Origin of the sequence: Allosphingosinicella vermicomposti (assembly GCF_003012815.1) — a bacterium.
GTDB lineage: Bacteria > Pseudomonadota > Alphaproteobacteria > Sphingomonadales > Sphingomonadaceae > Allosphingosinicella > Allosphingosinicella vermicomposti.
Map to the genome: position 1 here is coordinate 84,759 of NZ_PXYJ01000004.1, position 22,955 is coordinate 107,713.

Annotated in this window: 20 protein-coding genes; 9 read left to right on the plus strand and 11 right to left on the minus strand. The window is 62.8% G+C overall.

Going from position 1 to position 22,955, the window contains the following annotated elements; all coding sequences use genetic code 11:
* Window positions 1–16 precede the first annotated feature (16 nt).
* The 3 genes from C7I56_RS11575 (at window position 17) to C7I56_RS12505 (ending at window position 3,379) form a co-directional block, all read left to right on the plus strand.
* Window positions 17–2,266 (plus strand): putative bifunctional diguanylate cyclase/phosphodiesterase, encoded by a 2,250-nt coding sequence (locus tag C7I56_RS11575; protein WP_106640790.1) that lies wholly within the window; start codon window positions 17–19, stop codon window positions 2,264–2,266.
* A 117-nt stretch (window positions 2,267–2,383) separates the two neighbouring features.
* Entirely contained in the window at window positions 2,384–3,082 is a 699-nt protein-coding gene (locus C7I56_RS11580) for a c-type cytochrome (RefSeq protein ID WP_106640791.1), read from the plus strand.
* Window positions 3,083–3,094: 12 nt separating this feature from the next.
* Entirely contained in the window at window positions 3,095–3,379 is a 285-nt protein-coding gene (locus C7I56_RS12505) for a DUF1801 domain-containing protein (RefSeq protein WP_199792400.1), read from the plus strand.
* A 427-nt stretch (window positions 3,380–3,806) separates the two neighbouring features.
* On the opposite strand, the gene C7I56_RS11590 is transcribed toward C7I56_RS12505, so the two are convergent.
* On the minus strand, window positions 3,807–4,703 hold the full coding sequence (locus C7I56_RS11590; protein ID WP_106640792.1) for an LOG family protein: 897 nt from the start codon (window positions 4,701–4,703) through the stop codon (window positions 3,807–3,809).
* A 13-nt stretch (window positions 4,704–4,716) separates the two neighbouring features.
* Window positions 4,717–5,370: an extensin family protein gene (locus C7I56_RS11595; protein WP_106640793.1), complete on the minus strand. Its 654-nt coding sequence runs from the start codon at window positions 5,368–5,370 to the stop codon at window positions 4,717–4,719.
* Between the two features lie 277 nt (window positions 5,371–5,647).
* On the opposite strand from C7I56_RS11595, the gene C7I56_RS11600 reads away from it, so the two are divergent.
* Window positions 5,648–6,805 carry a phosphoserine transaminase gene (locus C7I56_RS11600; RefSeq protein ID WP_106640794.1) on the plus strand — a complete coding sequence of 386 codons (1,158 nt, stop codon included), beginning with the start codon at window positions 5,648–5,650 and terminating at the stop codon, window positions 6,803–6,805.
* A gap of 85 nt (window positions 6,806–6,890) precedes the next feature.
* Window positions 6,891–8,468: a phosphoglycerate dehydrogenase gene (gene serA, locus C7I56_RS11605; protein ID WP_106640795.1), complete on the plus strand. Its 1,578-nt coding sequence runs from the start codon at window positions 6,891–6,893 to the stop codon at window positions 8,466–8,468.
* A gap of 221 nt (window positions 8,469–8,689) precedes the next feature.
* Here the strand turns inward: serA and C7I56_RS11610 are convergent, their stop codons facing one another.
* The gene (locus C7I56_RS11610; RefSeq protein ID WP_106640796.1) at window positions 8,690–10,792 is read right to left on the minus strand and encodes a PAS domain-containing sensor histidine kinase; all 2,103 of its coding nucleotides are present in this window, start codon (window positions 10,790–10,792) and stop codon (window positions 8,690–8,692) included.
* 260 nt (window positions 10,793–11,052) lie between these two features.
* On the opposite strand from C7I56_RS11610, the gene uvrA reads away from it, so the two are divergent.
* Window positions 11,053–14,151 (plus strand): excinuclease ABC subunit UvrA, encoded by a 3,099-nt coding sequence (uvrA, locus tag C7I56_RS11615; protein ID WP_106640900.1) that lies wholly within the window; start codon window positions 11,053–11,055, stop codon window positions 14,149–14,151.
* 15 nt (window positions 14,152–14,166) lie between these two features.
* On the opposite strand, the gene C7I56_RS11620 is transcribed toward uvrA, so the two are convergent.
* The 3 genes from C7I56_RS11620 to C7I56_RS12420 are packed head-to-tail and all read right to left on the minus strand — an operon-like array spanning window position 14,167 to window position 16,153.
* The gene (locus C7I56_RS11620; RefSeq protein ID WP_106640797.1) at window positions 14,167–14,700 is read right to left on the minus strand and encodes a hypothetical protein; all 534 of its coding nucleotides are present in this window, start codon (window positions 14,698–14,700) and stop codon (window positions 14,167–14,169) included.
* Window positions 14,701–15,039, minus strand: a complete 339-nt coding sequence (locus C7I56_RS11625; RefSeq protein WP_158703120.1) for an STAS-like domain-containing protein — start codon at window positions 15,037–15,039, stop codon at window positions 14,701–14,703.
* On the minus strand, window positions 15,029–16,153 hold the full coding sequence (locus C7I56_RS12420; RefSeq protein ID WP_158703121.1) for a hypothetical protein: 1,125 nt from the start codon (window positions 16,151–16,153) through the stop codon (window positions 15,029–15,031). The genes C7I56_RS11625 and C7I56_RS12420 overlap by 11 nt, the downstream gene beginning before the upstream one ends.
* 301 nt (window positions 16,154–16,454) lie before the next feature.
* On the opposite strand from C7I56_RS12420, the gene C7I56_RS12510 reads away from it, so the two are divergent.
* From C7I56_RS12510 to C7I56_RS12425, 3 genes are all read left to right on the plus strand, one after another.
* Window positions 16,455–17,960, plus strand: a complete 1,506-nt coding sequence (locus C7I56_RS12510) for a GNAT family N-acetyltransferase (protein WP_199792401.1) — start codon at window positions 16,455–16,457, stop codon at window positions 17,958–17,960.
* A 160-nt stretch (window positions 17,961–18,120) separates the two neighbouring features.
* On the plus strand, window positions 18,121–19,383 hold the full coding sequence (locus tag C7I56_RS11640; protein WP_106640800.1) for a hypothetical protein: 1,263 nt from the start codon (window positions 18,121–18,123) through the stop codon (window positions 19,381–19,383).
* Between the two features lie 27 nt (window positions 19,384–19,410).
* The gene (locus C7I56_RS12425; protein ID WP_158703122.1) at window positions 19,411–19,587 is read left to right on the plus strand and encodes a hypothetical protein; all 177 of its coding nucleotides are present in this window, start codon (window positions 19,411–19,413) and stop codon (window positions 19,585–19,587) included.
* On the opposite strand, the gene C7I56_RS11645 is transcribed toward C7I56_RS12425, so the two are convergent.
* The 5 genes from C7I56_RS11645 to pdxH form a co-directional block, all read right to left on the minus strand.
* Window positions 19,574–20,101 carry a c-type cytochrome gene (locus C7I56_RS11645; RefSeq protein ID WP_106640801.1) on the minus strand — a complete coding sequence of 176 codons (528 nt, stop codon included), beginning with the start codon at window positions 20,099–20,101 and terminating at the stop codon, window positions 19,574–19,576. The genes C7I56_RS12425 and C7I56_RS11645 overlap by 14 nt on opposite strands.
* A gap of 69 nt (window positions 20,102–20,170) precedes the next feature.
* Window positions 20,171–20,635 (minus strand): OsmC family protein, encoded by a 465-nt coding sequence (locus C7I56_RS11650; RefSeq protein ID WP_199792402.1) that lies wholly within the window; start codon window positions 20,633–20,635, stop codon window positions 20,171–20,173.
* A gap of 26 nt (window positions 20,636–20,661) precedes the next feature.
* Window positions 20,662–21,441, minus strand: a complete 780-nt coding sequence (locus tag C7I56_RS11655) for a PhzF family phenazine biosynthesis protein (protein WP_106640802.1) — start codon at window positions 21,439–21,441, stop codon at window positions 20,662–20,664.
* Window positions 21,438–22,367 carry a cation diffusion facilitator family transporter gene (locus C7I56_RS11660; RefSeq protein WP_106640803.1) on the minus strand — a complete coding sequence of 310 codons (930 nt, stop codon included), beginning with the start codon at window positions 22,365–22,367 and terminating at the stop codon, window positions 21,438–21,440. Before C7I56_RS11660 ends, C7I56_RS11655 begins: the two co-directional genes overlap by 4 nt.
* Window positions 22,364–22,945: a pyridoxamine 5'-phosphate oxidase gene (pdxH, locus tag C7I56_RS11665; protein WP_106640903.1), complete on the minus strand. Its 582-nt coding sequence runs from the start codon at window positions 22,943–22,945 to the stop codon at window positions 22,364–22,366. Before pdxH ends, C7I56_RS11660 begins: the two co-directional genes overlap by 4 nt.
* Between the last annotated feature and the right edge of the window lie 10 nt (window positions 22,946–22,955).

Here is a 22,955-nt window from a genome sequence, read left to right on the forward strand (position 1 = left end):
TGGAAACGGGGTGGGTATGTTTCATTCGGCGGCTGCGGCCCGCATGATGGATGAGGATTTTCTGGCGGACGGTCCGGACGGTATCGAAGGCGATGCCGGTCCGGATGCGCGGCCTTTTGCGATCACCGTCTGCGCGGCGGCCTTGGCGGGCGCATGGGCGTCCGCCGCGCTCCTTCCCATCGGGGCCATCGCGGCATGGGTGCCGCTTGTCCTTGCCGCCCACTGGCTTTCGGCCCGGCGGCGGCGCTCGGGCGGGCGTTTCGCCGCCCTGGCGGGTGACGTTGAAGGGACCGCGCTCGGCCTCCTCTCGGCGGCCCTGCCCGCTTATGCGATCTTTCTCGCCGGGGGTTTCAGCGCGCTTCCGCCGAGCGCCGCGCTTGCCGCGATGTTGCCCGCCGCCATGCTTGCCGTTGCGCCTGCGATCGGCATTGCCTTCCTTGCTGTCGTAACCCTCGCCTTTCTTGCCGCATCCTTAGCTGGCGGCGAAGTGCATTGGCCGGTGGTGGCCGCCTTCCTCGCCGGTAGCGGCGCCGCTACGGCCGGATTGCTGCGCGGCGCGGGATCGGGCGCGCGCCAAGGCGAAGCGTTCCGCAAACTTCGCGAACAAAGCGACGGCATCGCCCAGCTGCTTCGCGAATATGAACATCGCGGTGTGGGCTGGTTGTGGCAGGTCGATGCCGGAAACCGCGTTCAATATATGTCGCGCCGCATGATTACGGAGATCGGGCGCAAGCCGGGCCAGGTGACCGGACAATCCTTCCCCGGCCTGCTCGGCGTCGGCGCGGCGCTCGGCGAAGCACTGCTTGCCCGCCAGGCTTTTTCGGGCCTGGAACTGGAAGTGCAAACCGGGCGCGGCCCGCGCTGGTATGCGCTGGCGGGCGACCCGGTGACCGGGGCGAATGGCGATTTTCAGGGCTTTCGCGGCGTCGGATCGGACGTCACGGACGCGCGCCGCACGCAGGAACGGCTGACCAACCTGGCCAATATGGACGTGCTGACCGGCCTTCCCAATCGCGGCCGGATCCGCGCGCTTCTGGGTGAAGCGCTGGGCCGTGCGCAAAGCTCCAGCGTGCCCTGCGCTATCCTTTTCCTCGACCTCGATAATTTCAAGCCGGTCAATGACACGTTCGGCCATGTGAAGGGCGATGCGGTGCTGCAATCGGTCGCCCAGCGCCTGCTTCGCGAAGTTGGCCAGAGCGGAACCGTGGGGCGCATCGGCGGAGACGAATTCGCGGTGATCGTCCGCGACGGCCAGAGCCGCGAAATGGTCGAAAAGCTTGGCCGCCGCCTGATCGATACGGTGTCCGTGCCCTTCGACATCGACAATTCCAAAGTGCGCATCGGCCTTTCCATCGGCTGCGCATTCGGCCCCATCGACGGCCATGATGTCGACGACCTAATCCAGAAAGCCGATATGGCCCTGTATCAGGCCAAGGCGCAGGGACGCGGCATATTATGCGCATTCAGTGCGGAGATGCAGAATAAGGCCGATGGCCGCATCCGGCTCGAACAGGATCTGCGCCATGCCCTTCCCGGCAACGAATTCCGCCTAACCTACCAGCCGCTCGTCCGCGCGTCCGATCAGCGGCTCGTCGGTTTCGAAGCCCTGATTCGCTGGCACCACCCGGTTCGCGGCATCGTTTCCCCCCTCGATTTCATCCCGCTGGCGGAGGAAACCGGGATCATCACCCATCTCGGCGACTGGGTGATCGAGGAAGCGTGCCGCGCCGCGTCGCACTGGCCCGATCATATCACCGTCGCGGTGAACCTCTCGCCCCGCCAGCTCATCCTTCCCGCCCTTCCCAATGCGGTGAGCGAAAGCCTGACGCGCCATCGCATCAAGCCCAACCGGCTCGAGCTGGAAGTGACGGAAAGCGTCTTCCTTGGTGAAACGGCGGGCGCGCTGGAGGTGCTGAAACGGCTGCGCCAATTGGGCGTCGGCATCGCGCTAGACGATTTCGGCACCGGCTATTCCTCGCTCGGTTATTTGAACAAGGCGGTGTTCCACAAATTGAAGATAGACGGTTCCTTCGTTCGCGAGGCCGCGCACAACAAGGAAACCGTGGCGATCATCCAGTCGATCGTAACCCTCGCCAATAGCTTCCGCATGACGATCACGGCGGAAGGGGTCGAAACCATGGCCGATTTCGAACGGATGCGCGACATGGGCTGCCACCAGATACAGGGCTATCTCTTCGGCCGCCCGCTCGATTTCGACAAGGCGACGGAATTGGCGCGCGGTGGAAGCGGCCAGGTCGGACGGTGATCCACAGCTTGTTCGCGCGCTCCCTTGCGGGGATCGCCGCCGCCGCTTAAAGGAGCGGCCACATGTCATTTAAGCGCGGACGGACTCACGCCTGCGCGCCTTCGGAGGTTCAGTTAAGTGGACGATCGGACGAACACGATTGCAGGCTGGGTGCTCGGCGCCGGCATCATCGCGCTGGGCGCGTCGATTGTGACGGGCGAGGTGTTCAAATCCGAACGCCCTGAAAAAATGGGCTATCCGATTGAAGGCGTCGAGGAAGAAGGCGCGACCGGCGCCGCCGCCGAACAGCCGATCGAATTCTATCTCGCCAGCGCCGACGCGGCGGCGGGCGCGAACGTCTTCAAGAAGTGCGCCGCCTGCCACAATGCCGAAAAGGGCGGTCCGAACGCGCTTGGACCCAATCTCTGGGGCACGCTCGGCAAGCCGCACGGCCACGTCGCGGGCTTTGCCTATTCCGACGCGCTGAAGGGCGTTCCAGGCGTCTGGACCTGGCAGGGCATGTCGGATTGGCTGAAGTCGCCAAAGGCCTATGCGCCGGGCACCAAGATGACCTTTGCGGGTCTCTCGAAGCCGGAAGACCGCGCCAACCTCATCGCTTATCTCAATCAGCAAAGCGACGCGCCGATGCCTATACCGGCCGCGCCCGCCGCTTCGCCCGAAGCCGCCGCCGCCGAAGCGGGCGACGCAATCCCCGGCAAGGCCGAGGATGAGCCGGTCGCGAACGAAGCCCAGGCTGCCGAGCAGCCCAAGGGCAATGTCGGCGGAGAAGGCGCGCCCACCGTCTCGGGTCGTGCGGAGCAGACCAAAACCAAGTAAAGGGATCGGGAGATGGCGAGCAGCGAGGCCGCCACTCCCGAAGCCTATATAGCCGCGCTTCCGACCGAACGCGCGGCGGCGATCGCCCATGTTCGCGATCTGGTGAACGCCAACCTGCCCGACGGCTATGTCGAGGGCATGAATTGGGGCATGATCGTCTGGGAAGTTCCCCTATCGCGCTATCCGGACACGTATAACAAACAGCCTTTGGGCTATGCCGCCCTCGCCGCGCAGAAGAGCCACTATGCGCTTTATCTGAACGGCATCCTGCCTCCGAAGAGCGCACCAAGCGGTTGAGGGAGGCGTTCGCGGCGGCGGGCAAGACGCTCGACATGGGCAAGGCCTGCCTCCGTTTCAAAAAGCTGGGTGATCTAGCGGAAGAGGCCATCGCGGACACAATCGCCTCAACGTCTGTCGAGGCTTTCATTGCAGAATACGAAAAGAGCCGAACCACCTAATCCGTTCAGCTTGCTACACCCCGCCAGCTACACGCACCCCGCTATGGCTGAGCCTGTCAAAGCTCTGTGCAACGTGCTGAGCCCACGTCCTTCGACAAGCTCAGGATTAGCGGTTGTGTGCTAACGGGTCGCGGCAGGCCATAGCCAGACTCAATAGATACTGCCGCAACCAACCCGCTAGGGCTGAGCTTGTCGAAGCCCGTGTGAAGCGCGCCCGGCCAACATCCTTTGACAGGCCAAGCCCTATCATATGGCCGGAACGGGAATTACTTCCCCTCGACAATACACTCCGGCCCGTTCCCGGTGCCCGCATAATAGTCGCAGACATAGTCCCAAGCCTCGTCCGCCGTCTCGACCATCTTGATGAGATCGAGGTCGCGGGGGCTGACCACCCCTTCCTCGACCAGAGCCTCGAAATTCACCACCCGGTTCCAGAATTCGGCGCCAAAGAAGACGATCGGCATCGGCTTCACCTTGCCGGTCTGGATGAGGGTCAGCAGCTCGAACGACTCGTCGAACGTGCCGAAGCCGCCCGGGAACACGGCCACTGCCCGGGCGCGCAGCAGGAAGTGCATCTTGCGCAGCGCGAAATAGTGGAACTGGAATGAGAGCGACGGCGTCACGTAGGGGTTGGGCAATTGCTCGTGCGGAAGCACAATGTTGAGCCCGATTGATTCCGCGCCCTCGTCCACCGCGCCGCGATTGGCCGCTTCCATGATCGACGGGCCGCCGCCCGAACAGACGACGAATTGGCGCTTGCCGTCCTCGTCGCGCGGCACGCGGCTGGCCATCTGGGCGAGCTTGCGCGCTTCGTCATAATAATGAGACTTGGCTTTGAGGCGCTCGGCGATCCTCTTCTGCTCGGGCGTCGCGGCCATCGCGATCAGGCTATCCGCCTTGGACGGCTCCGGAATGCGCGCCGATCCGTACATGACGAATGTCGACGCGATATTCGCCTCGTCGAGCAGAAGCTCCGGCTTCAGCAGTTCAAGCTGGAAGCGGACGGGGCGTAGATCCTCGCGCAGCAAAAAGTCCTTGTCCTGAAAGGCAAGGCGGTAGGCCGGATCTTCGGTCTGCGGGCTGGAGGTCTGCTGCTCGGCGACCTTGGCTTCGACATGGGCGGGCGAAAAGACGCGCTTTGGCGGTTGTGTAGGATCAGTCATAAGGTTGGGGCTCTTAGCGGCAATATGGGCCGCGGCCCATATCGAAATGAAAGTGATCGTGATGAAGGGCGTTTGCCTCCGGCCCGAGCCCGATCGCGAATTGCTGGCAACCCGCGGCATGGGCCTCGCGCAGGAAGTCGCGCACGCGCCGATCCTCGCCATTCCACCCGGCCTTCACGGTGATCCGCCGCCCGTCCTCCAGCACGAAGCCGCCAATATCCACGGCATTGGCGCGGCCATGTTCGGAAAGCTTGTTCCCCGCCTGCCCGTTCACCGGACGGCAGGCATAAGTGCCCATACTCTCGATCTTGACGATGCGGGCACGAAGATGCCGCTCCGCCGCCGCCTGCACCGGCCCCTGCACCCATCGCGCGAAGTTGGAGGCAAGCGGACAGGTCATCGCGCCGAGGTTCGTCACCGGCGTCCCGATGTCGATGAGTTGCACCGCGCCCATCGCCGTGCATCCCCCGTCGAAGGTGCGATCGGGCAGCGGCTTGAACGCCACCGCCGCGCGGGCAAGATCGGCATGGCATTGGCGCAGCACCTTGTCGGGCTTCGGCGCCTCCGCACGCGGCTGCGTAGCACGGGGCAAGGGCGCAGGGCTGTCGGGCTTCGGAATACAGCCCGCCAGCAAGGTCAGCCCCACGAAGATTACGCCCCGCCGCATGGGTGGAAGTGAATCGAACCACGGACTCTCGTCAAGGCCGATGCGGTGAACCGAATCAAAGCCCTCCCCCTCGATGGGGGAGGGTTGGGTGGGGGTGATGTTTTCGGAAAAGGCAGTGCCCTACGTCGTAGATCACCCCCACCCAGCCTCCCCCATCGAGGGGGAGGGGCTAAGGCGAGAGAAGCTTAATCCATTGACACCCCGCCCCACATCCTTATCCCCGGCTGCGGGCCACGCCGTCCCAACGCGGCGCGTGCTCTCTGTGAGGAGAGTCTACATGACTGAAGTTGTTAGGCCGGGCATGAAGCCCGCGCGTCCCTATTTCTCGTCCGGTCCCTGCGCGAAGCCGCCGGGCTGGTCCCCCGACAAACTCGCCACCGCATCGCTCGGCCGCTCGCATCGCTCGAAGCTCGGCAAGGCGCGCCTCCAATATGCGATCGAACTGACGCGCAAGGTGCTGGAGGTGCCCGCCGATTACCGCATCGCCATCGTTCCGGCCTCCGATACCGGCGCGGTCGAAATGGCGCTCTGGTCGATGCTCGGCGCGCGCCCCGTCACGTTGATGGCGTGGGAAAGCTTCGGTGAAGGTTGGGTCACCGATGCCGTCAAGCAGCTGAAGCTCGACGCAAGGGTCGTGAAGGCGCCTTATGGCGAAATCCCCGATCTCTCCGCAATCGACCAGGATGGCGACGTCGTCTTCACCTGGAACGGCACCACGTCCGGCGCCCGCGTGCCGAACGGCGACTGGATCCGCGACGACCGCCAGGGCCTGATGTTCGCGGACTCGACCTCCGCCTGCTTCGCGCAGGACGTGCCTTTCGAAAAGCTCGATGTCATTACCTTCTCCTGGCAGAAGGTGCTGGGCGGCGAGGGCGGCCATGGCGTCCTCATCCTCTCGCCCCGCGCTGTCGAACGCCTCGAAAGCTACACGCCCGCTTGGCCGCTCCCCAAGATCTTCCGCATGACGAAAGGCGGCAAGCTGATCGAGGGCCTGTTCAAGGGCGAGACGATCAACACGCCCTCGATGCTCGCGGTGGAAGATTATATCTACGCCCTCGAATGGGCGCTCCAGCTTGGCGGCCTCTCCGCCCTTCAGGCCCGCTGCAACGCCAATGCCGCCGCGCTCGATGCCTGGGTGCAGAAGACGCCGTGGATCGAACATCTCGTCGCCGATCCCGCCATCCGCTCGAACACGTCGGTCTGCCTCAAATTCGCCGACGATGCCGTCCCCGGCCTCGACGAAGCGGGCAAGCTGGCGCTGGTCAAGGCTATGGACGCGGCCCTCGAAGCCGAAACCGCCGCTTTCGACATAGCCGGCCACCGCGACGCCCCCGCAGGCATCCGCATCTGGTGCGGCGCAACAGTCGAAACCGCCGACATCCACGCCCTCGGCCCCTGGCTCGACTGGGCGTTTCATACGGCCCGCAGTCAATAAGCTCATTGTGCTCCGGCGAAGGCCGGAGCCCAGTCCTTCCAATGTCTGGACCCCGGCCTTCGCCGGGGAACAAGGAACGAAAAATATGCCCAAAGTCCTCATCTCGGATCAGATGGATCCGAAAGCCGCCGAAATCTTCCGCGCCAACGGCATTGAAGTCGACGAAAAGCCCGGCCTCACCAAGGACGAGCTGAAAGCCATCATCGGCCAATATGACGGCCTCGCCATCCGTTCCGCGACGAAGGTGACGCCGGACCTCCTTGAAGCCGCGACGAACCTCAAGGTCGTCGGCCGCGCAGGGATCGGTGTCGACAATGTCGATATCCCGGCGGCATCCGCGAAGGGCGTCGTCGTTATGAACACGCCCTTCGGCAATTCCATCACCACCGCCGAACATGCCATCGCCCTCATGTTCGCGCTGGCCCGCGAACTTCCGCAGGCCGATGCCTCCACCCAATCGGGCAAGTGGGAAAAGAACCGCTTCATGGGCGTGGAACTCACCTCCAAGACTCTCGGCCTGATCGGCGCGGGCAATATCGGCTCGATCGTCGCGGACCGCGCCCTTGGCCTCAAGATGAAGGTCGTCGCCTTCGATCCCTTCCTCACGCCCGAACGCGCCGTCGATCTCGGCATCGAGAAGGTGGAGCTCGACCAGCTGCTCGCCCGCGCAGACTTCATCACGCTTCACACCCCGCTCACCGACCAGACCCGCAACATCCTCTCCCGCGACAATCTCGCCAAGACGAAGAAGGGCGTCCGCATCATCAATTGTGCGCGCGGCGGCCTGATCGACGAAGCGGCGCTGAAGGACGCGCTCGACAGCGGCCACGTCGCGGGCGCCGCCCTCGACGTGTTCGTGGAGGAACCCGCCAAGGACAACGCCCTCTTCGGCACTCCCGGCCTCGTCGCCACGCCCCACCTCGGCGCGTCGACCACCGAAGCCCAGGTCAATGTCGCCATCCAGGTCGCCGAACAAATGTCCGACTATCTGACGAAGGGCGGCGTCACCAACGCGCTCAACATGCCCTCCCTCTCCGCCGAAGAGGCCCCGAAACTCCGCCCCTATATGGAATTGGCGCAGGAACTCGGCTCCCTCGTCGGCCAGCTTGAAGGCAAGAACATCACCGGCGTGTCGATCGAGGTGGAAGGCGCCGCCGCGCAGCTCAATCAAAAGCCGATCACCGGCGCCGTCCTCGCCGGCCTCATGCGCGTCTATTCGCAGACGGTGAACATGGTGAACGCGCCCTTCCTCGCCAAAGAACGCGGCCTCGACGTCCGCGAAGTCCGCCACGACCGCGAAGGCGATTATCACACCCTCGTCCGCGTGACCGTGCAGACACCCGACGGCGATCGCTCCGTCGCGGGCACCCTGTTCGGCAACGCCGCCCCGCGCCTCGTCGAAATGTTCGGCATCAAGGTCGAGGCCGAACTCACCGGCGAGATGATCTACATCGTCAACGAAGACACACCCGGCTTCATCGGCCGCCTCGGCACATTGCTGGGCGAAGCGGGCATCAACATCGGCACCTTCAACCTCGGCCGCCGCGCCGCGAAGGGCGAAGCCTTGGCTTTGGTCTCGGTTGACGGCCATATCGGCGAACAGGTCGTCGCCGCGATCAAGGCCTTGCCCGGCGTCAAACGGGTAAAGCCCCTCCGCTTCTGACCCTCGTCATTGCGAGCGCAACGAAGCAAGCCAGCGGTTCAGAATCTGGCCGCAAGATGGATTGCTTCGCTTGCGCTCGCAATGACGGCCAATTGAAAATCGCCAACACAAGATCGCCCCCACCCCGCTAGCCCTGAGCTTGTCGAAGGGCGTGTGCAACCTACGATCCCCCCGGGCTCCAACATCAGCCTAGCGGGAAAAGGAAACCATCGAGTCCCCCCTCAAACCTCGCTAATCGGCGCGTCGATCAGGCAGCGCACCCCGTCGGGATCGAAATGCAGCGACACGTCCCCGCCAAGCTCGCTCGCCAGCGCGCGTTCGATCATGCGCGAACCGAACCCGCGCCCCTCCGGCTTCCGCACGACAGGGCCGCCCCGCTCCGTCCATTCAAAACACAAACGCGCCGCGTCCCTGGACCAGACGATCGCAACCTGCCCCTGCTCGCCCGACAAGGCGCCATATTTCGCGGCATTGGTCGCAAGCTCGTGCAGGGCCATGGCGAAGGCGACCGTCGCCTGCGCGGGAAGCCGCACGTCCGGCCCCTCCACGGTCACGCGGTCATCATCGATCGCGCCGAAAGGAGTCATCGCGGCTGTGACGATCTCGCTCAGCATTGCGCTTTCCCAGCTCTGGCGGGTGAGCAGATCGTGCGCGGCGGCAAGCGCGGCGAGGCGCCCGTCAAAGGTCCGCCGCACCGCATCCGAAAGGTTCGCGGAGCGGAATGTCTGCTGCGCCGTCGCCTGGACGAGCGCCATCGTGTTCTTCACCCGGTGGTTGAGTTCACCGACTAGAAGTTCGCGGTGCCGCTCGGCTTTCTTGCGCGCGCTGATATCGGTGAAGCTTGCCGCCAGCCCGCCGCCATCCTTTGGCGACAGGCGGATTTCGATCGTCGTATCCGGACGTCGTTTCGGCTCGATCTCCACCGTGCGGGGCGCCCGGTCCTGCATCACGGCGGTCAGGACGGACGCCAATTCGCTGTCCCCCAATTCGGGAAAGGCTTCCCATAATTTGATGCCCAGCACATCGGCCCGGCGGAAGTCTAAAAACTGCTCGGCCGCCTTGTTGACCAAAGTTACCATCCAGGCCGTATCGACGGCGATGAAGCCGTCCGTAATGCTTTCCAGCACCGTGTTTAGCCGCCGCGCGATCAATGTGCGCTGCGTCACGTCCGTGCAGGCGCCGGTCATATAGGCCGCGTTGCCGTCGCGATCCAAATAGACCTTGCCGCGATCGTAGAGCCAGCGCGCGCTGCCGTCGGCCAGGACAACGCGATATTCCATGTCAAAATCCGCGCCCGTTTCGACGCAAAGTTTGCATCGGGTGATAAAGGCGTCGCGATCGTCGGGGTGAATACGCGCCGCACACGCTTCCAGCGTTTTGGGGCCGTGCCCCGGTTCGAAGCCAAAGAGCATGTCCAGTGTCGGATCGAAATCGAGCGCGCCGGTCAGGATGTCCCAGCGGAAGGTGCCAGCGCCTGAACCATCGAGCGCGGCGCGCAATCGCTCTTCACGGTCCCGCAAGGCTTCTTCGGTGCGCTTGGTTTCCGTGACGTCGTAGGTCACGCCGAAATGGCGGATGCGTCCGTCTTCGCCCGTCACCGCTTCCCCACGCCGGACGATCCAGCGCTGCTCGCCGGTTTCCGGCTGCGTCATGCGGTAGATCGATCGGCCAACGCCATAGTCGCCAGCCGCCTGCACTTCGGCCAGGTCGTCAGGGTTCAGCAGGGCCTCAGCCTCCGCGATGCTGATTTCCGATCTGGGCTTAAGCCCCCAGACCTTGCAGAATTCCTCCGATATCAGGACGCGGCCCTCTTCCGGCAGGATTTCAAATGTGCCGATTTCTCCGGCGCGCTGAGCAACTTCCAACCTTTTATGGGCGCTTTTCGCTTCGTCCGCGGCGCGCCGTTCAGCATCAATGTCCAAAATGGTGGCGATAGCGCCCTGGATAACTCCCTCGCTGTCATCGATACGAGTGGCAATGGCGCGTACCCAGGCACGCCGCCCGTCTCCGCGCGGATAGTGGAAGTCGAGCGAGGCCTGCCGTTCGCCCTGGAGCGCGCGCAGCAGCGGATAATCCTCCACCGCCACTTGGCTGCCGTCGCCATGATAACAGACCCAACTGCCGAAATCGGCGATGCTGTCGGTGGCAAATAAGGGATGTCCGAAAATCTCCTCAGCTCTCCGGTTGCCCCACAGGATCTTGCCCGACGCATCGGCATAAGCGAGGCCCACGGGCAGCGCATCGAGCACGGCTAGCACGTCACCCTGTGGTGGAAAGCTTTTCAGGGCCGATGCGAGGTCGGACAGGTTCGTGATCTCGTTCACGCTCCGATCTCCCGTCCGCGTGCAGGGCCGCCATCATTCATCATTCCGGCTCCCTTCATGCAGGCGGATCGCGACCCGACGGCCTACCCTTCCATTGTCCTAACCTAGTTTCGGACCCGTGCCACTGATTTCGCTCAAGGTTTGTCAAAGCGGATCAAGTCTTGCGCGGGCGCTTTCGCGCACCCATTTCGGGCCTTCCGCGTTCGGCCCTAAATGCCGCGCCCTTGCATCACAAGAACAAATCTGGAACAGCGACATTCATGCTGACACATATTTCGGTGCGCGGCGCGCGCGAGCACAATCTTAAGGGCGTGGACGTCGATATTCCGCGCGACAAACTCGTTGTTATCACCGGCCTTTCGGGTTCGGGCAAATCCAGCCTCGCCTTCGACACCATCTATGCCGAAGGGCAGCGCCGCTATGTGGAATCGCTCTCCGCCTATGCGCGCCAGTTCCTGGAGCTGATGCAGAAGCCGGACGTCGATCATATCGAGGGCCTGTCGCCCGCAATCTCGATCGAACAGAAGACGACGAGCCGCAACCCGCGCTCCACGGTCGCCACCGTCACAGAAATCTACGATTATATGCGCCTGCTCTGGGCGCGTGTCGGCGTGCCCTACAGCCCCGCCACTGGCCTTCCCATCGCCGCGCAGACGGTCAGCCAGATGGTCGACCGCGTCATGGCCCTCCCCGAAGGCATGCGCCTCTACCTCCTCGCCCCCGTCGTGCGCGGCCGCAAGGGCGAGTATAAAAAGGAAATGGCCGAATGGCAGAAAGCGGGCTTCACCCGCGTGCGCATCGACGGCCAGTTCTACGACATCGAAGACGCCCCGGCCCTCGACAAGAAATATAAGCACGACATCGAAGTCGTCGTGGACCGCCTCGTCGTCCGCGAAGGCATCGAAACGCGGCTTGCAGACAGTCTCGAAACCGCCCTCAAACTAGCGGACGGATTGGTCTATCTGGACCCCGCCGATGCCCCTAACCCCCTCTCCCCTTCAGGGGAGAGGGATGGGGAGAGGGGGAGTCCGAGCGAGATGGACGGGGCCGGAGAAGCGCCCACTTCGGCCCCTCTCCCAACCCTCTCCCCTGAAGGGGAGAGGGCGAATATCGGCGTCGCCGCCGCCCTCACCGCCGCGTCGGACCGCAACGTCCTCGCTACCCACGCCCCCCCGGGCCGCATCACCTTCTCCGAAAAGTTCGCCTGCCCCGTCTCCGGCTTCACCATCGCCGAGATCGAGCCGCGCCTTTTCTCGTTCAACGCGCCCCAGGGCGCCTGCCCCGCCTGCGACGGCCTTGGCGAAAAACTCCTCTTCGACCCCGAACTGGTCGTCCCCAACGAAGCGCTGTCGATCAAGAAGGGCGCCGTCGTCCCCTGGGCCAAATCGAACCCGCCCAGCCCCTATTACATGCAGGTCCTCGGCTCCCTCGCCCGCGAATATGGCTTCAGCCTCGAAACGCCGTGGCAAGATCTTCCGCAAGACGTCCGCGACGTCATCCTCTTCGGCACGAAGGGCAAGGCCGTTACCTTGACCTTCATCGATGGCCGCAAAAGCTATGACGTCGTGAAGCCCTTCGAAGGGGTCATCGGCAATTTGAACCGCCGCATGATGCAGACCGAAAGCGCCTGGATGCGCGAGGAGCTGTCAAAATATCAATCCTCCGCCCCCTGCGAGGTGTGCGACGGCGCCCGCCTCCGTCCCGAGGCGCTCAGCGTCAAGATCGCGGGCGAGGATATCAGCGTCTCCACCCGCCGCTCCGTGGTCCGCGCGCTGGAATGGTTCGCCACCCTTGAGGACAAGCTCAACCCTCAGCAGCGCGAAATCGCCCGCGCCATCCTCAAGGAAATCAACGAGCGCCTCGGCTTCTTGAACAATGTCGGCCTCGATTACCTGAACCTCGACCGCACGTCCGGCACATTGTCGGGCGGCGAGAGCCAGCGCATCCGCCTGGCCTCCCAGATCGGCTCGGGCCTCTCCGGCGTCCTCTACGTCCTCGACGAGCCCTCGATCGGCCTGCACCAGCGCGACAACGACCGCCTGCTCGTGACCCTCAAACGCCTCCGCGACCTCGGCAACACCGTCCTCGTCGTCGAGCATGACGAGGATGCGATCAAGACCGCCGACTATGTCATCGACATGGGCCCCGGCGCGGGCGTCCATGGCGGCGCGGTCGTCGCGGCAGGCTCCCTCGACGAAGTCCTCGCCAACGAAAACAGCCTCACCGCCGATTACCTCACCGGCCGCCGCGCCGTCGCGGTCCCCGCCACCCGCCGCAAGGGCAATGGCAAGAAGCTCACCGTCCACGGCGCCAAGGCGAATAACCTCAAGGACGTGACCGCCAGCATCCCGCTCGGCACCTTCACCTGCATCACCGGCGTCTCGGGATCGGGCAAGTCGAGCTTCACCATCGACACGCTCTATTCCGCCGCCGCGCGGCACCTCAACGGCGCGCGCGTCCAGGCGGGCAAGCACGACAAACTGTCCGGCCTTCAATATCTCGACAAGGTGATCGATATCGATCAATCGCCGATCGGCCGCACGCCGCGCTCCAATCCGGCCACTTATACCGGCGCCTTCACCAACATCCGCGATTGGTTCGCCGGCCTCCCCGAAGCGCAGGCGCGCGGCTACAAGCCCGGCCGCTTCTCCTTCAACGTGAAGGGCGGCCGCTGCGAAGCCTGCACCGGCGACGGCCTCATCAAGATCGAAATGCACTTCCTCCCCGACGTCTACGTCACCTGCGACGTTTGCCATGGGGCACGCTACAATCGCGAGACGTTGGAGGTGAAGTTCAAGGGGAAGAGCATCGCCGACGTGCTCGACATGACGGTCGAGGATGCGGTGGAATTCTTCAAGGCCGTCCCGCCGATCCGCGACAAGATGGCGATGCTGGCCGAAGTCGGCCTCGGCTACGTCAAGGTCGGCCAGCAGGCGACGACCCTGTCGGGCGGCGAGGCGCAGCGCGTGAAGCTCGCCAAGGAACTCAGCCGCCGCGCCACCGGCCAGACGCTCTACATTTTGGACGAGCCCACCACCGGCCTCCATTTCGAAGACGTCCGCAAACTCCTCGAAGTCCTCCACGCCCTCGTCGAACAGGGCAACACGGTGGTCGTGATCGAACATAATCTAGAGGTCATCAAGACCGCGGACTGGATCATCGATCTCGGCCCCGAAGGCGGCGACAAAGGCGGCGAGATCGTCGCGGAGGGCGTTCCGGAAGATGTGGTGAAGGAACCCCGCTCCTACACCGGCGCCTACCTGAAACCCCTTCTCGACGGACCACGCGCGGAGCCCGCAGGCCCACCAGCCAAGAAAAAGCGCGGGTCCGCCGCACGTCAACGAGAGGCCGCTGAATAACAGACGGTTGAATAGCTAGCGAATTCCTCGGGGAATCGTCGGCTCGGTCCAATAATGAATGAAGCGTGATAAGATGTCTTGTTCGACCGCTTGACGCAGTTCCGCATGTCGTACGTCGGTTAACTTTGCTCGTAGCTCCGCGCCAGCAGAGGCGATCAAACGCAAGTGCTTCAAGTCCGCCTCTGCTTTGCTTGATTGAAAAGACCCCCCGGTCAGCAAGGCAATAAGGTCGTCGAATGCGGCCGTGAGCTGCTCTAATTCGGCATCCAAGCCGGAACTTGCGTTCTTGATTAAGGGGGATAGGGCAAACCGAAGTTCTCGATCAGCAAGCCATAGCTTTGCTTCAATTGCCGGAGTTCGAGCTACTGCAGGAAGAGGAAAATACTCAGCAGCGGCCTTAACGGCAGTATCTATAGTGGCGCGCACGGCTTCGAACGAAGCAGTGATATACTCTCGGCGCGCGCGAAACTTATCGGCCCGGATGTTTATTGCAATAGAGAGAACAGACGCAATAAAAGCGGGAGTAATTAGCGTCCAGATTATTCCCATTTAGTGCTGTCGCTTTGAAGCTGCCTCTTCAGCATATCGCCAGCCTAGCCTCACATAGGTCTCTAGTTCCGCTTCAGTTGTGACGATTTCCATTCGCTCTTTCAAATCCCCTACTCCCCAACCTTGGCGTACTAGACCACCCATCACCTCCTCCCAGAAAGAAGATGGCAAGCCCTCTACGCCGTCTAAAATCAATGTGAGGTGTGCATGTTGGTTCAAGGCAGGGATCAGCACGTTATCTCTAAAAACCTGTCCAGATTCCGGACCGTCATCGACATAGCGGCCAAAAGGTGTCTCGCTGAAATCTACTATCCGGATTTCATACGACTCAGCTTCCAACGCTGACCTCCCATTGGACAAGGGTACCGCAGAATGGAGCATTGAAGTTGCGCCTCGATATTAATCCGCCCGGACGGTAAGTAACCTCACCGCCACCGCTCATGATCCTAAGAAACCCTGAACCTGTTGATTCGATCCAGTTGGCCATTTCCGCTAAGCCTTTTCCTCTACCAGCTTGGCCCGTCGAAGTTCGACCATATTCCATAGCAGCGGCAATCAAGCCAGACGGACTGCCTTCGGGGTCTAGGCTTCGCAAAATCCTTGGCCAATGTGTCTGTTTTGGCAGGGTCGCCGGTATACCAGCGCCCTGATCATATAGCTGGACACCAACCGTGTTACTAGAGGGGCTCCAAAATCCTGACGCCCACCATTGCCGTGAAGTGCGATAAGGCCAAGTCCGGAACCATGTTGGATATGCGTGAGAAACGTTTGCAAGCGCCTCCGCAATCGCGGCATATACGGCAGGGCGGGGACCAACAGAATGACCTGCAAGTGCTTGCAGATTGGCTATCAGAGCTTTGGCATCTCGCCCGTGGGAAGTTCGTCCGAAGGTAAATTTTAGAGTGGATCGTTGAGCGTCTTGAGATGGTCTTGTTGCGATAGTGCCAGGATCAAGGCTGAGAAGCTCAAAGAGCCCTGCCTCAAGAAAGTAGTCCCGGACGTTCTCCGCCCAGAGATGATCCTCTATCCTCGCAGGCTTGCCTCGAGTCTGCGCAAAACGGTGGGTCTCCGCTGCCAGGACGAGACCTGCTCCTGGACCAATTTTCTCGATCTCTGCAAATTCTGCATAAGCCCTTCGACGAATCCCGTCATCGCACAATTGCTTCCCTCGCTGCGAGAAGTAGCGCCGGAAGTCTAATATGAAGGCAAAAGTTTCCTCATAATTTTCTGAAAACGAGAACACTTTAGGGGGCAGGAACGAAAATGTACCTGGGTGCCTCTCATGCTCAATTCGAGTCTCTGGTAGTTTCGCTCTTAAACCTTGAAACTGAGCTTTTGCCTCCGCTGTGTGTCCAGCGTTGTAAGCAGCAGAGGGACGCCTCAAACGCTTGCGCATCCTCTTCGCGTTAATCTTAATGATCCGGATTTTCTGGACTTGTGCCAGCTTCTTCATTCGCCCCGTGCTCCCCTTGAGACCTGAGGACAAGGCTAGCTTGATCTGAAAGCTAAGTATAGGCCAACGCCGCCAAGGGGAACTTCCTCGCGAGGGGTAATAGCCGAACATATAAGTGGCATGACACCGGAAATCCTACATTGAAACAGAAAAGAACATATAGAGAACGATCATTTTGCTGAGTGTAGTGTTCGCGCACGCACTGCCCGGGAGGCGTGCCATGCGCGCCGCCTTGATCGAAGTACCACTTCGATCAAAACCATTTTCCTACACCTAACCAAATGAGATAAATGGTGCGGTCATGACGAACCATGACCGCACCGGGGACGAGCCCCGCTTCACCGCCCTCTCCATCGTCGAGGGTTCCGATCACATCCCGCCCGTGCCGCTGGAGCCGCTCATCGCCTCCACCCTCGACAGCGCGGAAACCGAAACGCGCACCCTCAGACGCGACGGCTGGACGCCGGAGCGCAAGCGGCTGTTTCAGGAAACGCTCGCGCAATGCGGCACGGTGTCGAAAGCGTGCCGCGTCGTGGGGATGAGCGCGCAGGCCGCCTACGCGCTCCGCAACCGCGATCCCCTGTTCGGCGCGGGCTGGGACACCGCCCTTCTCCTCGCCCGTCAGCATCTCGCCGACGACATCATGGAACGCTCGCTCGGCGGCGTGATCGAACGGATTTACAAGAATGGCGAGGTGGTGGCGGAGCGGCACCGTTACGACAACCGCCTCTCCATTGCGATGCTGAACCGGCTCGATGCCCGCGCCGACCGCGCCGAGCGGCTCGGGGCCGGCCAGCACGCGCTCGCCGCGCGCTGGGCCGACTATCTCGACGCGCTTGGCGCGGACCGGCGGGCGGACGCCCTCGCCCTCATCAACCCAGAGCCCGAAATTGATGCCGCGAAAAGTTCGCCACAGCATCAATTTCATCAACTTTCCCTCGAAGGCGAAGAGGCAGGCGAGGATGAGGATGGGGAGGATATGACGGCTCAAGGCGGCGATCATGACGGCCATATCGTGTGGGAAGAAGATGGCGCGTGGTGGACCGATTATCCGCCGCCGCCCGGCTTCGACGGCGTTGAATATTGGGATTATGGCCACCCCCAATATTCCCGCGCGCTGACGGCGGCCGAAGAAGCGGCGATGGCGGCGCGCAATGGCGGGGACGGCGCCGAAACCCCGGAAATCGCCCGCCGCCGCGCCGAACGCGCGCGCGACCTCTTCTTCGGCCTGTGCGAAGGCGCGGACGCGGAACGGCCGGAGGATGAAGACGAGGAAGAGGCGGAGGATCGGCAGGAAGGATTTGACACACCCCCGCCCGCGCCTCCATCGGACACGGCCATGAACATCCGCAACTACACGCCCGCCGACGCCCCAGCGCTCGCCGCCCTCTACGCCCGCTCGGTCCGCCATTTCGGCCCGCGTGGCTATTCAGCCGAACAAGTGGAAGTCTGGGCCGCCACCGCCTGCCCCGAAAAGACGGCGGCACGCTGCGCGGATGGCCGCACCGTGCTGATCGCGGAGGATGCGGACGGCACGATCCTTGGCTTTGGCGATATGGAGGCGGACGGGCATTTGGACTTCCTCTACACCGCGCCCGAAGGCGAAGGGCGCGGCGTCGGCTCCGCCCTCTATGCCGCGCTGGAGGACGCCGCCCGCGCAAGCGAATGTGCGCGCATCTTCGTGGAGGCAAGCGAACTCGCCCGCCCCCTCTTCGAACGGCGCGGCTACACCCTCGTCCACCGCAACGATTTCGAAGTCGCGGGCGTCGCCATCCACAATTACAGCATGGAAAAAGCGCTGACCTGATCCCGACCCGTCAGCCTGACGGCAAGAGCGCTCTATCCTGCTTGCGCCAAATGCGTTTTCGGGCCTCGCGCCCGCCTTCGTCGCACGATCTGGATGTTCGTCGCTCGGTGCCTAGTGGTTTGGCGAGGGCTGCAATATGACGTTCGAAAGGGGTTTTCGCATGCTCAAATCCGGCCGTCATCTGCCCGCCTTGTTGGCGATCCTTTCCTTCGCTACTCCGATGCCTATGCCGGCCATGGCGGAGTCAATGAAAGGCACCGGAATTCCGCATTGCCCTCCGCCCCCCACTCAAAAGGTCGCGACGCTGACCTTCACCATCCTTGTCACCGGCGAGCATAAGACGTCGCAGGGTGATAAAGGCTCGGCATCCATGCATCGCGAGCGGACGCTGAATGGTGTCGTCCGCATGGTCTATAAAGGCGATCGCGATAGCGATCCTTTCGACCCTCGCTCATTGAAGGGCACCGTTACGGAAACCGAAGGCACGCCAGACCAGTGGGGTCCGGGCACGAAAAGTCCGCCTGTAAGCCCGATTGGAGGCGGAACTGCGAACGGCGGTGTCGGAGCGGAAAATATCTTACGGCAGGTCAAGGAATGCCAGAAATTGCCTGGCGACGCGGTTCTCGCCTGCCAGATGGCCGTGGTTCAATCCATCGCCAACGCCAAGAAAGAATGCGAACGCAAGGGTGGCAAGCCCCGCGAAGATGGCACTTGCGGCGGCGGTGGCGGCAATGGTCAAGCCCAAATTCCGGAATCTCCCTTTGTGCCGGGCCAGTGCATTCCGGGCAAGAAAGGCGTGAAATCCGGACCATTCGAGGAATGGGAGGGCACTGACTGCACGATCAGAGCGACGATTGCGGATCGTGGCGAGCTAATGGCGCCGAAGGACGGCTCCCCGACCCTGGTTTCTGTGAACAAGATTGAATATGGTGCGGGTGGCACCGGGCCCGGTGTTGTTGGATGCAAAGCGGCAATTGTCATTTCGAAAATGACCAACACGGCAAGCTTGGTGCTGGACCATGGCGGTGTGTCGATCATGGTCACGGATGTTACCGGTGGCCACGCCGGCCGGATCACCGATTATGGCGATGGCGATAAGATGAAGCAGACGTTCGCGGCGCTGAAATCCACAGGTGCGGTGTTCAATACGGGCAGCCGCGTGCCGATCAGCTGGTCGGCAGTCAAATGGGGTCAAGGGGTGATTGCCCACGGGATCATCCTCCCGAATATGCCGAGGAATGGCGGCAGCACGACCACCTTCACCGGCAGCTGGACACATGAAGGCTCCAACCCGCCGGGGGCAGACGACTATAACTATTCCGAAGGACCAACGCGTCCGGGTATAAGGACCCTTGCGGCAACCAGCACCACCAGAATTCGGTGGAAGTTCGATGCCGATCCCAATCCTCACGTCATTAAATAGCTGCCATCGCGACGCCCTGAGGCGGGCATGTTCGCGAGCCCAAGGCAAATACCCGCATCGTCGCCGCTCGAGGCGAAGGGCGTCGCGTTTGGACATTATCCGGACATCGGTATGCTTCAGGGCAATGTTCACGTCGCGGAGGGTGCGAAACTCGTCTGGCTGAAGGATCCGGACGGCGACAGCCTTCACATCAATTCGATGTGAGCGATGGCGGCGCGGTGACCGCCACATATGGCGCGGTCGCGGTTTCGGGCTGGGCGGGCGCCGGAACCCGGTTGGGCGAAGCGGGCAGTGTCTTGAGGTAGGCCGCGATGGCCTGGGCGTCGGCATCGCTCAGGTTGCGATAGGCCTTCCACGGCATGACCGGCGCCAGCTGCCGCCCATCGGGGCGCATGCCGGTGCGAAGTGCGGTGACGATCTCCGCCTCGCTCCACCGCCCGATCCCGGCGTCGGGGTGCGGCGTCAGGTTGGGGGGCCAGAATATGCCGAGGTTCGGCAGGGAAAAGCCGACGGGGCTCCCTTGCAGGAACCCGTTTTCGGGCTTGGGGGAAAAGGCGCCTTTGTTGTGACAACCAACGCAATCCATGATCGCGACAAGATAGCGTCCCCGCTCGACAGGGCCGTCCGCCGCCTGCGCCGCGGCGCTGCCCCGGCCATCGTTCCCGCACGCCGTGAGCGCCAGAAGGGCCAAAGCCGATGCCGCCAATCCCCGTCCCATCCTTATCCTCCTGTTCGCCAGGGGCTTCTTAGCGCCTTTAGAGGGCACGCATGTTGCGATGGCGCAGGATCAGAGCGGCGGTTCGACCACCACTTCGCTTGTCAGCGAATTTGCGATGAAGCAGATATCGTGGGCCTTGTGATGCATCCGCTCCAACGTGCCGCTGTCCGGCACGGCGCCTTCGAAGGAGATGTCGGGGCGGAGCACGATACGGGTAATCGCGATGCGCCCCTTCTCATTTTTGCCGAGCGTCCCCTCCGCCTCATCCCGATAGCGGGTGATCATGAAACCCGCCTCCCGGGCAACGTGCAGGAAGGACAGCATGTGGCAGGCAGCTGCGGCGGATACCAAGGCTTCTTCCGGGTCGACACCGGTGGGGTCGGACCACGGCAAAGGCACGACCGAGGGCGAGGACGATCCCGTCAGCGTGGTGCCGCCGTCAAAGCGCAAACTGTGCGCCCGGCTATATCGTCCATCGGCGAAGCTGCCCTCGCCCAGCTCCCATTCGACGATCGCGTTGTGCTTGCCCATCATTCACCCTTCACCAATCCATGCTGGGACTAGAGATGAAATGTCCCTTCGATTACCGTCACGCAGCGTCCGCCCAGGATCACCCTGTCACCCGCCAGGCGGCATGTCAGGTGCCCGCCCCGGGCGCTGGCCTGATAGGCGGTGAAGCTGTCGCGGCCCAGACGTTCGGCCCAATAAGGCACCATCACGGCATGGGCAGAGCCGGTCACCGGATCCTCGTTGATGCCCGCGCCCGGCGCAAAGACGCGGCTGATAATGTCCGTGTCCTTGCCGGGAGCGGTGACGATGGTGAGGACGTCGCCCTGCCGCGCCATGGCCTGGAAATCGGGCTTCAGCGCCAAAACTTCATCCGCCGTCTCGACGACGACAAGGCCATAGCGATGGGGATGCCACAATGTCTGGGCGGCCCTGCACCCCAATGCATCGACAATGATCGGCAGCGGCTTGGGCTCCGGCTTCCAGGCGGGAAGGCTCAGCGCATAACCTTCGCCTTGCCGTTCGACGGAAAGGTCTCCCGCCTTGCGCGTGCGGAAACGAACGCGCTCCCCCTCGATCAGCACATGCCCGCTCGCCAGCGTGGCATGGCCGCACAGCGCCACTTCCGTCGTCGGCGTGAACCAGCGCAGCTCATAATCGGCGTCGCCCTCCACCGGGACCGTGAAGGCCGTTTCGCTGAGATTATTTTCGTTGGCGATCTTTTGAAGCACATCATCCGGCAGCCACTCTTCAAGCGGCATGACCGCGGCCGGATTGCCTGTGAAGGGCCGGTCGGCAAAGGCATCGACCTGAATGATTGGGAGGCGGGTCATGTTCGGGCTCCTTTGGCGAGAGGGCTTTCGTCCATTTCTTTTAAGGGATTGCCGGGATGATCGACCTGTCCTTCGGGGTCGAGATGGATGAGGATTTCCACGCCCGGAAACTCCCGGGCGAGTTTGGATTCCACTTCATCCATCACGTCATGGGCCTGCGCGACGGTCATGGCGGGATCGACCCAGACGTGAAACTGGACGAAATCCTGCGTGCCGCTCGATCGCGTCCGGAGATCGTGAATACCCTTCAGTTCCGGATGGCGGGCCGCGACGTCGAGGAAGCGGCGGCGCTTCTCCTCCGGCCATTCCTTGTCCATCAGCTGGTCGACGGCGTAGGTGGAGGCATTCCACGCTCCCCACAACAGCCAGAGGGCGATGAGTATGCCGAACACCGGATCGGCACCCTTCAGCCCCAAATACTGGTCCAGAACCAACGCCGCGATCACGCCGCTGTTGAGCAGGAGATCGGATTGATAATGGACATTGTCCGCCTGAATCGCGATCGATCCGGTTCGGCGGATCACCATGCGTTGATAGGAAAGGAGGCCGAGCGTCGCGGCGATGGCCGCGAGCGACACGGCGATACCTTGTTCAGCCGCCGCCGTTTCGCTTCCCGCGATCCACTGCTGCACGGCGCGCCATCCGATGCCGACGGCCGACAGGGTGATAAGCGAAACCTGAAACAGGGCCGCCAGCGCCTCCGCTTTGCCATGGCCGAAGCGGTGATCGGCATCCGCGGGCTGGGCCGCAAGCCGCACGCCATAGAGCGTAACGAGCGAGGCAATGAGATCGAGTGCGGTATCGGCGAGCGAGCCGAGCATCGCCACCGATCCGGTAGCCCAGGCCGCATAGGTTTTAAGGCACAGAAGAAAGAGCGCCGTCCCTACGCTGGCAAGCGCGGCGGTGATGGCGCTGTGGCGGCTCATGGGTAGAGCAGGCCTTCCGTCCACCCCTCTTCGCCCCTCACGAACAGGCGCCGTTCGTGGAGGCGGTGCGCACGGTCGAGCCAGAATTCGATCCGCTCCGGCAGCACCCGAAAACCCGACCAGCGCGGCGGACGCGGTACATCGCCGCCTTCGAAACGGATGCGCATATCTTCATAGCGTGCCTGGAACGTCTCGCGCGCATCGAGGGGGCGGGACTGATCCGAGGCCCAGGCGCCAAGCTGCGAATCCCGGCTGCGGGTCGCAAAATAGGCGTCGGCCTCTTCCGCGCTCACCGACTCCACCGGCCCTTCGATACGAACCTGGCGGCGCAGGCTTTTCCAGTGAAAAAGCAAGGCGGCGCGGGCATTCGCCGTGTCAAGTTCCCCACCCTTCCGGCTGTCGAGATTGGTGTAGAAAACGAAGCCGCCCGCATCATGACCCTTTAGCAGCACCATGCGCACCGAAGGCTGCCCGTCCGCGCCGACGGTTGCGAGCGCCATCGCATTGGGATCGTTGGGTTCGGCATCCGCCGCCTCGGCGAGCCATTGATCGAACAGAAAATGGGGGTCCGTCGTCATGCCAGCCTCC